Consider the following 12174-nt stretch of genomic DNA (forward strand, 5'->3'; position numbering starts at 1 on the left):
AACACATTAACAAGTTGAAGCTCATGTCTTTTCCAAGTACTGCATTTAAACTAAATATGCACCGATATGAAAAATAGAAACTTTTCTGATTTATGGCCCCTTATTGTGTTATTAGCCACAGTATCGTGCGGTCAGCGTGTTAATAAAGAATCTACACAGATGTCCGTGGATAGCGCTCAGCATAACCTAGAGTATGGGAAGGATATTATAATCAACGCTGTCAAAACGCCTGTTTCTACAACGAAGTATGCAAAAATTGTTGGGTGGAAAGCAGGCGAAACACCTGAAGCGCCCTCCGGTTATCGTGTGGTAAAATTTGCAGGAAATTTAAATAGCCCTCGCAATATCTACGTAGCGCCTAATGGAGATATTTTTGTATCGCAGGCACGCACGGAAAAGGAAGGAGAAGAGCAAGAGAAGAAAAATTCACGCAATATTTTCGAAAGTCCGAGTCCCAATAATATCCTTCGGTTCAGAGACACAAATCAAGATGGTGTTCCCGAGATAAAAGAAACATTTTTAAGTGACTTAAATCAACCTTACGGCATGCTGATGCTGGGAGACTATTTTTACGTTGCTAATACGGATAGTTTTGTGCGTTATCCCTATGACAAAACAAAAGTAAGGATCACGGGTAAGGGGGAAAAATTAGCCAGCTTACCAGCAGGAGGATATAACAATCATTGGACTAGAAATCTGATTGCCCATTCTGATGGTACAAAGATTTATATCTCGATCGGGTCGGCCAGTAATGTCGGCGAAAATGGTATGGGAGAAGAAAAGCAACGAGCTAATATCCTCGAAGTAGATCCTGACGGGAAAAATCTACGCATCTATGCGAGTGGTCTACGTAATCCTGTTGGAATGGATTGGGAAAAGCACACCGGAAAACTTTGGACTGCCGTAAATGAAAGAGACGAACTTGGAGATGAACTGGTGCCAGATTATATCACGAGTGTTTCGGAAAACACCTTTTATGGCTGGCCTTACACTTATTGGGGCCAACATATTGATCCGCGTTGGATAAATAAAGCTCCTGATTCCTTAGTTAAAAAATCCATCACTCCCGATTTTGCAATTGGTGCCCATACGGCTTCGTTGGGACTCGCATTCAATAAGGATTCAAAATTCAAAAACGGCGCATATATTGGTCAACATGGATCATGGAATAGATCTACGTTCTCTGGATACAAAATACTATTCGTCCCGTTTGAAAATGGAAAACCAAATGGAGAACCCGAAGACTTCTTAACCGGTTTTATCGCAAATGAAGAAAAGAGTGAAGTACGTGGAAGGCCGGTAGCAGTAGTATTTACTACACATTATATGCTGGTTGCAGACGACGCTTCAAATGCCATTTGGGCTGTTATTCCGGATTCAAAATAGCCCCATAAAATTTCTCATAGCATCCAAAATCTACATATGATGTGGTAATGGCAATAGAACATAAAATAAAATTAGCGATTAATCCATTCAGCATTGCAAATTTTATCAAAGCAGCCGTATTTTTAGAACCGGTTTTTTGTAGAAGATTCTGACGATGCCCCTCTACCGTGCGTTTACTCAAAAATAGCTGTTCCGAAATTTCGCTATTGGTAAATCCCTCACTTAGTTTTTCGAGAATTTCTATCTCTCTAACGGTAAGATCCATTTGCGGTTTTTCCCGCATATCAATATAATTCAAAGGGTTCTGAATTGCCTTCGCTACGAAGCGCATTGAAATCTCTTCACATAGGAAGCGTCCACCACTTGCAACATGTCTTAAACAGAACAGCAATTCCTCTGAGCTGACATTCTTTACCAAAAAACCCGCAGCACCCGCTTTAAAAGACTGAGCAATATATTGTTCGTGATCTGTAGTCGATAATATCACAATAGGTGTGGTAGAAGGCAGCCCATTAATGATCTTAGTCAGTTCAAGACCATCTAAAGAATCGAGATTAATATCGCATAATAAGACATCGGGACAAATTCCGCGTTCCAAAAGTGCTAACACTTCCTCTCCCGTTGTCGCAGTTGCTATTACTTCAAAGTCTGGTTGATTCTCCAATAACATACAAATACCATCCCGCACCAAAGCGTGATCATCTGCCAGCATTATTTTAATCATGTCTCCAAATTTTAAATTCTCGCTATTCTATTTTTTATCCAAAGAATCTTTTGCTAAAGAATCTTGCTTCAATGTATCCGAAGTCCCGTATAACAGCTCATCCGAATTATTGAGATTGTATCGCGTTTTATCCATCTCTGTGACTGGACCTGGATCTTGTTGTTCCTCATTGCTTCCACAAGAAAGGGCACCTATTCCTAGAATAATCCCCATTAGACTATATATAAAATTCTTATTTCGCATAACATATTATATTTTTATTTTATAACACATTATAAATAAAACTGTTAACAAAAATTCAACATTAGGTATAAACCACTATAATGCCGTATTTATACGTAAAAATTATATAAATCAAAAAAGCTGATCTCTTCGCTGCCTTTATCATCTTACTGATAACGGAACTCTGCAGGAATTGCCGCTCCCAGAAAGACCGGATTAACTCATGCACGCTTCATCACCTTTTTAAGACAATTATTCGTATGAAATATTCTATTATGCTAGCATAATAATATTTGAATTGCATATATTTGTATAGAACCTGAATAGTATAACTATGATAAGTCAGCTAATATTTGCAATTGTATTCGTTGGAGCTATTTTCCTATTTTATAGGAATGCGCGTAAAATTTACAGGAATATCCGATTGGGAAAATCTGTAAACCGTTTTCGTAACACGTCAGAACGCATAAAATTGATGTTACTCGTTGCTTTCGGACAAAAAAAAATGTTTAAAAGGCCTATTCCGGCTCTACTCCATTTGTGTGTATACGTAGGTTTTTGCATTATCAACATTGAGATGTTAGAAATTGTTATAGACGGATTGTTTGGTACGCATCGCGTACTTTCGTTCATGGGTGGATTTTATGATTTTCTGATTTATAGTTTCGAAATCTTGGCCACTTTGGTGCTTACCTCCTGCATTCTATTTCTAATACGCAGAAATGTATTGAAAGTAAAAAGATTGAATCAAACAGAGCTCATGAATTGGCCAAAAACAGATGCAGACTTAATATTAATTACAGAAATTGCGCTTATGACCGCTTTTCTGTTAATGAATGCGGCAGATTTCAAGCTACAGACACTTCAAACGGCACATTATACGATAGCCGGCTCGTTCCCGATAAGTTCATCTTTAGCTAATTTCCTTCCGGATAACAGCGATTCCCTGATTTTTATCGAACGTTTCAGTTGGTGGTTCCACATACTGGGCGTATTAGCGTTTTTAAATTATCTTCCAATATCTAAGCATTTACATATTGTTCTTGCATTTCCAAACACTTATTTTTCAAACTTAAAACCCAAGGGAAAATTTGAAAATATGTCGTCTGTAACGGAAGAGGTAAAAGCCATGTTGGATCCGACACTTCCCCCACCCTCTGCGGAGATTTCCCGGTTCGGTGTAAAAGATGTTCAAGATTTGACTTGGAAAAATCTCCTGGATGCGTACACCTGTACCGAATGCGGCCGTTGTACCGCAGCTTGTCCTGCGAACATTACCGGGAAACTCTTGTCGCCCCGGAAAATCATGATGGATACACGAGATCGCCTCGAAGAGGTAGGGAAAAATATAGATCGGAATAAATCATTTGCAGATGATGAAAAATCGTTGTTAGATGATTACATCAGCAGAGCAGAAATATGGGCTTGTACAAGTTGTAACGCCTGTGTAGAGCAATGCCCGGTTAATATCGATCCGTTACAGATCATTATGGGATTGCGCCAGTATGTCGTAATGGAAGAGTCGCAAGCACCAGCAAGTGTTAATGCCATGTTGAACAATATGGAGAACAACGGTGCACCCTGGAAATATGCACAAGCAGATCGTGCGAACTGGACAAATCAATAAACAAAAAGAGCACATGGAAAATCAATTTCATATACCTACAGCCGCTGAGTTATTAGCCGCGGGACAAAGTCCGGATTTATTATTTTGGGTAGGCTGTGCCGGATCTTTTGATGAGCGAGCCCAACGCATAACACGTGATATATGCAAAATACTACAGCATGTAGGTATCAAGTATGCAATATTAGGTACAGAAGAGTCCTGTACAGGTGATCCCGCAAAACGTGCTGGAAATGAATTCCTATTCCAAATGCAGGCAATGATGAACATCCAAGTATTGGATGGATACGAGATCAAGAAAATCGTAACAGCATGTCCGCATTGCTTTAATACCTTAAAAAATGAATACCCAAGCTTGGGTGGACAATATGAGGTTATCCACCATACGGAACTCATACAATCCTTAATCGATACCGGTAAATTAAAACCGGCTGATGGTCATGAGTTTAAAGGTAAGCGTATCACCTATCACGATCCCTGCTATCTGGGACGCGGCAATGCTATCTATGAGGCCCCACGTAAGGCGCTAGAAATCCTGGATGCCGACTTAGTCGAACTGAAAAGATGTCGCAGTAACGGGCTTTGTTGCGGAGCAGGGGGTGCACAAATGTTTAAAGAACCTGAAAAAGGCAATAAAGACGTTAATATAGAGCGCATCGAAGATGTGATTGAATCTGCTGCTACGGTGGTTGCTGCTGCGTGTCCATTCTGTATGACCATGCTTCGTGATGGTGTCAAGGTTAAAGAGAAAGAGCAGGAAATCCAAGTTCTAGATATTGCAGAAATTACAGTAAGAGCAAACAAGCTATAAGTGATTGTTTTTTCTAACTTAATGTAGAAAAAGTACAACAAAATGATTAGATAATATTGCTTTAGCAATTTCTTAATACTAAACCCCTAAACTTGTACCATCGACAAACAGGAAAAAAAACAACATACTAGGATTACTGGCTACAATGAAGATTCGTGATTTCACTGTCAAAAACCGGAATTACCTATAGACGGAAAACCAAGACTACATTTTGTTTTCGCGAAAAAAACATCTACATTTAAGACAGCATAACTGATAGAATACCTACGCTAAGTTGATTTGAGTTAAACGCAACGGATATTGTTCAAGGTTTAACATTTTTTGCACGTAGTTTTTAAAATATGCATAAAATAAAAAAAATTGGATATCATCTCTTAGGTATTGATTTACCTAACGGAGAGATATGTCTTAAATCTTTATTTAATGAATACTATGATCGATTAGTGTACTTTTCCGTTCAGTTAACGAAAGACAATGAGCAAGCACAAGATATTGTTCAAGAAGCATTTATAAAATATTGGGACAATAGAGAACGTATCTCTACCAATCCAATCGCCATCAAAAACTACCTATACAGTACCGTTAAGAACCTTAGCTTGAATGCGCTGCGGCATAATAAGATTGTAGATCATTATGCTCTTCAGCAACAGGCGTATGAACCAATCGACCAACCAGTAATCGATTCCATAATTGCGTCTGAACTCCTCGCAGAGATCCATAACGCTATCCAATCTCTTCCGGAAAATTATCGGGTCATTTCAGTAAAAAGTTTCTTTGAGGGGAAAAAAAATCAAGAAATAGCGGATGAATTGGGGATATCCATAAATACCGTAAAAAAGCAAAAACAAAAAACCATACAATTATTGCGATTGAAGCTTAATTCTGAAGCGCTAACCATCTTATTGTTGATTTTCCAATAGACTCGTCCTGTTTAGAAATAAAAGTTTCTTTTTTTTTCATTTTTTATTATCCACTTTAACAGGTTAGGTGTCTATATATTGTAATACCTAAAAATGGAACAGTTTGATAAATATTATAAAGTTAGCGAGTGGGTCATCAAACATCTGGAAGGCCGCTTATCCGAAGAAGAGAAGAAACAGCTTGATAGTTGGTTGTTAGAAGCTCCCCATAATCAGAAATTATTCAACAGACTCACCGACCAACATCTATTGGATGTCGAGTTTGCACGTTTTACAGCAAACAATAAAGAAGATGCTTGGAAAAAAGTGTTAGCAGGAACCAATCAAAGCGCCTTAGGTTATTCTCCATCAAAAAGATATATTCAGTTTTCTAAATATGTGGCCTGTGCACTACTTCTGCTGCTTCCAACCATATGGATATCTAAAAAATTAAACCCTATAGCCTTGGAAGAAGCTCCTGTAGAAATGCTGGTTAACGACATCGCTCCAGGAGGAAATAAAGCCATCTTAACATTAGCGGATGGTACTATGATAAGTCTAGATGAATTCAATGAAGGTATATTGGCCGAGCAACAGAATGCCTTCATACGCAAGAATGCCGATGGAGATCTAATATACGATTTATCAAATATGGGTAGTAATATGGAATCGGAAATTTCCTACAATACCATTACTACTCCCGTCGGTGGGCAATATAAAGTCGTGCTTCCCGATGGCACTAAAGTATGGTTAAATGCCTTATCATCGCTTAAGTTCCCCGTATCTTTCAACGGTGAATATAGAACAGTCCAATTAACGGGTGAAGGCTATTTTGAAGTTTATAAGAACAAAGAAATGCCTTTCATAGTAAATGCCGGCACATCTAGCATACATGTATTGGGGACACATTTCAATGTCTCTACCTATGAAAAGGAAGGACTGGTACACACCACCCTCGTTGAAGGATCTGTACGGATAACACAAGGCAGTAGCAGTAAAATGCTGTCGCCCGGTATGCAGGCCATAACTAATAGACAACATGATATTGCCATAACTCCTATTGATATTGCCGAAGTAGTGGATTGGAAAAATGGATATTTCTTATTTCGAGACCAACCTATCGAAGAACTCATGCGAACTATCGCTCGTTGGTATGATATAGACGTGCAATATCAAGGTGATCTTAAAGGAAAGATCTTCGGTGGTAAATTCTCCAAGAAAGACAATCTGTCGGAACTGCTAAAGAGTTTAGAACTCACCGGTACGGTGAAATTTAGTATTGAAGGAAGGAGGGTAACTGTTATGCCTTAAGTTTAAATTTCAACAGCACAGTTACAAAAAATCAGGAGAGTTGCCCCTCTCCCGATCTAAAGCTTAGAGCTTGCCAGTAACTAACTAATTGCGTAGAAGGAACCAGTTCAATCTAAACAAACTTGATCAAATGTATAAAAAAAATACCTTTTTAAATAAATTTCGTCTTTGCAAACAATATAAACTCTTGCTAGCAATGAAACTAACCTTATTCTTCGGACTTACTTTAATGTTTCAGATGGTAAGTGCCACCGGATATGCTCAACGGATAAGTATGTCTAAACAACAGGCCTCCTTACAACATGTACTCAGGGATCTCGAATCTCAAACAGGTTATAACTTCATCTATAATGCAAAGATGTTGGAGGCTAGTCATGTGGTCACGTTCAACCTTAAGAATGCCTCCCTACCTGAAGTTTTAGATAAAATTTTTCAAAATCAACCCTTGAGCTATAAAATAAATGGCAATACGATCGTTGTCATCAACAAAATAGCGGAAGCGCCTGTACAATATAGTATACAGGGGAAAGTCGTCGATCAAAGTGCTAAACCGTTGGCCGGTGTGACCGTCAAAATCAGGAATACATCTACGGCGGCAGTCACCAACGACAATGGAGAATACAGCATCCAAGTTACAAACAACGACCCCATATTGATATTCACGTTGTTGGGATTTGAAAGCATGGAAACAATCGTGGGCAACAGAAAGATCATTGATGTTGTACTCAAAGAAACCGTACAGAGTCTCAGCGATGTTGTCGTTACCGCACTTGGCATCCGACGTGAAGAAAAGTCATTGGGCTATGCAATCACTAAAATAGACAGCACACAATTAACTGATGCCATTTCCGGAAACTGGATCGATGCCTTATCGGGAAAAGTACCCGGACTGAATCTGGTACGATCCAATGGTGGTCCTACCGGGTCGATTAAAGTTATTTTACGTGGCGAAAACAACCTTACCGGCGAAAACGAAGCCTTAATCGTAGTGGATGGCGTGGTCTTGAATACGAGTAGCGGACGTAGAACAGCGACCGGCGGAGATGCAGCGGGACCGGCGGATGGGGTTCAACCTACAGATTTCGGTAGTGGAATCAACGATATTAATCCTGAAGATATAGAGAGTGTAACGGTGCTAAGAGGCCCTGGAGCATCGGCTCTATATGGTCAGCGGGGAGCAAATGGTGCGATTATCATTACTACTAAATCGGGTAGTGGCAAACGCAAAACGGCCGTGCCCAGTATTACGTTCACTTCCAATGCATCGTTTGAAGAAGCCAACCGTTGGCCCGACCTACAATACGAGTACGGACAGGGGCTCAATGGTGCAGCGACCTATACGTATGGTACGAATAGCGGAACAAGTTTGACATGGGGTCCAAGATTTAATGGACAGTCTTTTATTCAGTACAATCCGGAAACGCAAGGAGCCGGAACAGAACCGACGCCTTGGGTACCGTATCGTAATCAAGCTCGTGAATTTTTTGAAACGGGTCGTACATTTACGAATTCACTTAGCATTAACGGAAATATCAAGAATACAACCTATAGACTCTCTGCAACACATGGAGAGAATACTTGGATTATTCCTAATACAGGTTATAGACGTAGTAATGTTTCATTGTCAACGAATAGTAAAATCACGCCCAAATTGGATCTTTCCTTGAAAGCGAACTACACGAATAAGTTCAGTAATAACCTACCCGGAATGGGTTATGGTAACCAATCTGTCATGTATTGGTATGTCTTTTGGGTGCCGAATGCTGACATTGATTGGTTAAGAAACTATTGGGTAAAAGACAAAGAATACGAAGAGCTGCATGATATTTTTACAACCGCCCCGGAAAACCCCTATGCTATATCTCATGAATTTATCAATGGTTCTAACCGCAACAGTATTACCGGTAATCTACAGGCAAACTACGCGTTCACAAAAGAGCTGAATCTTCAAGTCCGAGCCACCTTAGATAAATCGGACGACGACAGACATCAAAAGCGGCCGTGGACAGCAGCTCGCTTGCCCTTAGGTTCCTACCGAACACAGGATATTAACATCAGAGAAATTAGTGGGGATTTTTTACTAAAATACGACAAGAAATTAAGCACGGATATTCAGATGACTACCTCCATTGGCGGAAGTATGCTGAGAAACCGCTATTATAAAAATGAAATCCGGGCAGATGGTCTGACAGAGCCCAATGTATACAGCTTTGATAATGCGGCTTATGACCTTGTCACCATTCCCGATACAGCTCGCTTCGATATTAACAGCGTATATGGCTTATTGTCGACAAGCTATAAAGATTATCTTTATCTAGATCTAACCGCACGCCAAGACTGGAGCAGTATTTTGGCTACACCTACACGTAAAGACCGCGTGGGTTTCTTCTATCCGTCGGCAAACGTCAGCTTTGTAGCATCGGATTATTTTGAAATGCCACAAATTTTCGACTTGGCTAAGTTTCGTGTTTCATTGTCCCAAACGGGTAGTGGCGGTGTTACTCCTTATTTGACGGCTTATGCCTATCCGCTGGCAAACAATGGCATTTACCCAGACGGCTCTTTACAAAATCCAACGATCTTACCCAACCCAGATCTGAAACCCTTGAAAACAACGACTTTCGAAATAGGAACTGATATACGGATGTTTAAAAACCGATTGGGATTGGACGTGGCTTGGTATAGTGGAAATACCAAAAACCAAATCCTAAACAGGATAGTGGATCGTTCATCTGGTTACACCAGGCAAATTATCAATGCTGGTCAGATCGACAATTCTGGATTGGAAATAGCATTGAACGGCACATTAGTACAAACCGAGAATTTCAAATGGAAAACATTTTCTATATTCTCCACCAACAAGAACAAGATCGTATCTATGGCCGAACAGGATAGCACAGTCATTCTACGGACTAGCCCCGTTGGTGGAGCACAAATTGTAGCGAACGTAGGAGGAAGCATGGGTGATATGTACGGTATCGGGTTCCAGCGCTCTCCAGATGGCGAGGTAATATACGATGCTAGCTCCGGACTTGCACAATTGACTTCAGAACCTATTTATTTGGGCAATACGATTCCTAAATACAAAGGCAGTATCGGTACAGAGTTCACATACAAAGGATTACGATTAAACGTATTGTTTGACGGACAGCTCGGAGGAATCGGTCACTCTTATACGCATGGTCGTCTGGCAGATTTCGGAAAATTAACAGCCACATTGCCTGGAAGATATAGTGGTATTATTGGAAATGGTGTCGTCCAAAACCAGGATGGTACATTTAGCCCAAATACGACGATTACCCGAGATATTACTTCTTTTTATAATTTCACCATGGGTACCGCAAATGGCGAGGGAGCAACATATAAAACCGACTTCATCAAATTTAGGGAGGCCAGACTGGACTATACATTGCCAAAATCGATCTTATCTTCGCTTAAGTTGTCAAGGGTAACTGTCGGCGTATACGGTCGTAACCTGTTTATCTGGTCCAGCTGGCCGATGTTTGATCCGGAGTTTGGTACATTGAGCGGTACCGATATTGTACAAGGCTTTGAGGTCGGACAATTTCCCTCTACCCGTACATATGGTTTTAATTTAGTTGTAGGTATTAAATAAACAGAAACATGAAAACGATATCAACTGTTGCAGTGGCTTTATGGACTATTATCTGTTTCACAGCCTGCACAAAAGATTTTGAGAAAATAAACACCGATCCCATCAGCATCACGAGTTCGCCGCCCGAAAAATTACTAGCGCCGGCTTTAGTGAATATGTTGCGTACAAACTTAATACGAAACCGCAATTTTAATAACGAGCTCATGCAGGTTACCGTGACTAGAAGCGAAGACGAAACCGCAGTATTCCGATATGACTTTAGACCCAATATGGCAGATTATACTTGGAACGGCTGGTATTCTGAATTGACTAACTTTAGGGATATCTATGAAATTGCTTCTACAGAAGAACACGAAAATGACGCCTATAAAGGTATCGCTTTGATTTGCGAAGTCTGGGGATTTTCTTTATTGACAGATACCTATGGTGACGTGCCCTTTACTGAAGCCAACAAGGGAAAACTAGGCATCGTTGAACCCGCTTTTGATACGCAAAAAGATATCTACATGGGGTTGTTTGACAAACTCGAAGAAGCGAACACCTTGTTGTCCAATAGTACGGCAGGCGTAGTGGAATCGAGTGATCCGGTATATAAAGGTGACGTAGCTTTGTGGCGTAAATTCGGAAACAGTCTGTATCTAAGGTTACTTTTGAGAATTTCGGGAAAGGCAGAAGTATCTGCTGATATCATTGCCAAAATCAAGGAAATAATAGAAGACAGTCCGGCTCAGTACCCGATTTTCGCTTCCAATGACGAATCTGCTGTGCTGAAATGGACGGGGGGAACCGTGACTACGGATCCTTTTACGAGTCCTTATGTTACGTCATTGCGTGAAATAGATTTCACTATTCCGTCATTATGCAACTTTTTTATTCTTAAACTGAGCAACTGGAACGACCCTCGGATCGATATCGCCGAACCGTACGGTCTTAATACGCGTAACCGGATGGGAATTGCACCCGGTTCTGGAGGATTTATTGGTATAGAAAGCGGCTACGAACCCGGTGCAGCTGAGGACAAGCAAGCATATTTTTATGCATTTGGCACTTCTGATTTTTCCATACACAAAAGTCCGCTAACGGGTATAATCATGACGTATGCAGAGTTGGAGTTCATTAAGGCAGAGGTTGCAGCAAAAGGCTGGATAGGCAGTTCCGCTGCCGACCACTATCATCGTGGAATAGCCAATGCTATCCACTATTGGGTACCTGCTTTTACAACGGATATTTCCGATGTTGAGTTTACAAATTACGTGACGAACGCCGGGATTGAGTGGAATGATGCGCTACCGCTAGATGCACCTATTGGCGATAGTAAGATGGAACGCATACATGTACAGAAGTACTTTTGTCTTTTTATGACGGATTTTCAACAATGGTTCGAGCATAGGCGCACGGGGCACCCGATATTGCCTAAAGGATCTGGGCTGCGAAATGGCGGAAACTTGCCTGTAAGATTAAACTACCCAATATATGTTCAATCTGCGAATTCGACCAACTATAGACAAGCGGTGGCAAATATGGGGGGCGACAATATCAACACACTGGTTTGGTGGCAGAAGCCTTAATTAATGGAATGTT

9 protein-coding genes are annotated in these 12174 nt (G+C 40.5%); 7 read left to right on the forward strand and 2 right to left on the reverse strand.

The genetic code is table 11. The features are described 5' to 3' along the window. Positions 1-66: 66 nt before the first annotated feature. Positions 67-1386: a PQQ-dependent sugar dehydrogenase gene (locus tag FAZ15_RS20285; RefSeq protein ID WP_238387326.1), complete on the forward strand. Its 1320-nt coding sequence runs from the start codon at positions 67-69 to the stop codon at positions 1384-1386. Here FAZ15_RS20285 and FAZ15_RS20290 read toward each other — a convergent pair. Together FAZ15_RS20290 and FAZ15_RS20295 are read right to left on the reverse strand one after the other, a co-directional pair. Next, a complete protein-coding gene (locus tag FAZ15_RS20290; RefSeq protein ID WP_136903199.1) occupies positions 1367-2110 on the reverse strand; it encodes a response regulator transcription factor in 744 nt (247 codons plus the stop codon). The two genes, FAZ15_RS20285 and FAZ15_RS20290, sit on opposite strands and share 20 nt — an antisense overlap. Before the next feature lie 27 nt (positions 2111-2137). Beyond that, complete coding sequence (locus FAZ15_RS20295) at positions 2138-2353, reverse strand: hypothetical protein (RefSeq protein WP_136903200.1); 216 nt, start codon at positions 2351-2353, stop codon at positions 2138-2140. Between the two features lie 313 nt (positions 2354-2666). Between FAZ15_RS20295 and FAZ15_RS20300 the strand changes: the two genes are divergently transcribed. The 6 genes from FAZ15_RS20300 (at position 2667) to FAZ15_RS20325 (ending at position 12161) form a co-directional block, all read left to right on the forward strand. Beyond that, on the forward strand, positions 2667-3959 hold the full coding sequence (locus tag FAZ15_RS20300) for a (Fe-S)-binding protein (protein ID WP_136903201.1): 1293 nt from the start codon (positions 2667-2669) through the stop codon (positions 3957-3959). A 13-nt stretch (positions 3960-3972) separates the two neighbouring features. Next, positions 3973-4767 (forward strand): (Fe-S)-binding protein, encoded by a 795-nt coding sequence (locus FAZ15_RS20305; RefSeq protein ID WP_136903202.1) that lies wholly within the window; start codon positions 3973-3975, stop codon positions 4765-4767. A 341-nt stretch (positions 4768-5108) separates the two neighbouring features. After that, positions 5109-5687, forward strand: coding sequence for an RNA polymerase sigma-70 factor (locus FAZ15_RS20310; RefSeq protein WP_136903203.1), 579 nt, complete (start codon positions 5109-5111; stop codon positions 5685-5687). Positions 5688-5780: 93 nt separating this feature from the next. After that, entirely contained in the window at positions 5781-6977 is a 1197-nt protein-coding gene (locus FAZ15_RS20315; protein ID WP_136903204.1) for a FecR family protein, read from the forward strand. A 196-nt stretch (positions 6978-7173) separates the two neighbouring features. Beyond that, positions 7174-10593 (forward strand): SusC/RagA family TonB-linked outer membrane protein, encoded by a 3420-nt coding sequence (locus FAZ15_RS20320; protein WP_238387327.1) that lies wholly within the window; start codon positions 7174-7176, stop codon positions 10591-10593. Positions 10594-10601: 8 nt separating this feature from the next. Continuing rightward, positions 10602-12161, forward strand: a complete 1560-nt coding sequence (locus FAZ15_RS20325) for a SusD/RagB family nutrient-binding outer membrane lipoprotein (protein ID WP_136903206.1) — start codon at positions 10602-10604, stop codon at positions 12159-12161. The last annotated feature ends 13 nt before the right edge of the window (positions 12162-12174 follow it).

This window comes from Sphingobacterium olei, assembly GCF_005048855.1.
GTDB lineage: Bacteria > Bacteroidota > Bacteroidia > Sphingobacteriales > Sphingobacteriaceae > Sphingobacterium > Sphingobacterium olei.

Bases quoted from the DNA above. Each gene is read 5' to 3' on its own strand.
- FAZ15_RS20290 (WP_136903199.1), bottom strand. From the start codon at position 2,110: ATGATTAAAATAATGCTGGCAGATGATCACGCTTTGGTGCGGGATGGT.
- FAZ15_RS20305 (WP_136903202.1), top strand. From the start codon at position 3,973: ATGGAAAATCAATTTCATATACCTACAGCCGCTGAGTTATTAGCCGCG.
- FAZ15_RS20285 (WP_238387326.1), top strand. From the start codon at position 67: ATGAAAAATAGAAACTTTTCTGATTTATGGCCCCTTATTGTGTTATTA.
- FAZ15_RS20300 (WP_136903201.1), top strand. From the start codon at position 2,667: ATGATAAGTCAGCTAATATTTGCAATTGTATTCGTTGGAGCTATTTTC.
- FAZ15_RS20315 (WP_136903204.1), top strand. From the start codon at position 5,781: ATGGAACAGTTTGATAAATATTATAAAGTTAGCGAGTGGGTCATCAAA.
- FAZ15_RS20320 (WP_238387327.1), top strand. From the start codon at position 7,174: ATGAAACTAACCTTATTCTTCGGACTTACTTTAATGTTTCAGATGGTA.
- FAZ15_RS20295 (WP_136903200.1), bottom strand. From the start codon at position 2,353: ATGCGAAATAAGAATTTTATATATAGTCTAATGGGGATTATTCTAGGA.
- FAZ15_RS20310 (WP_136903203.1), top strand. From the start codon at position 5,109: ATGCATAAAATAAAAAAAATTGGATATCATCTCTTAGGTATTGATTTA.
- FAZ15_RS20325 (WP_136903206.1), top strand. From the start codon at position 10,602: ATGAAAACGATATCAACTGTTGCAGTGGCTTTATGGACTATTATCTGT.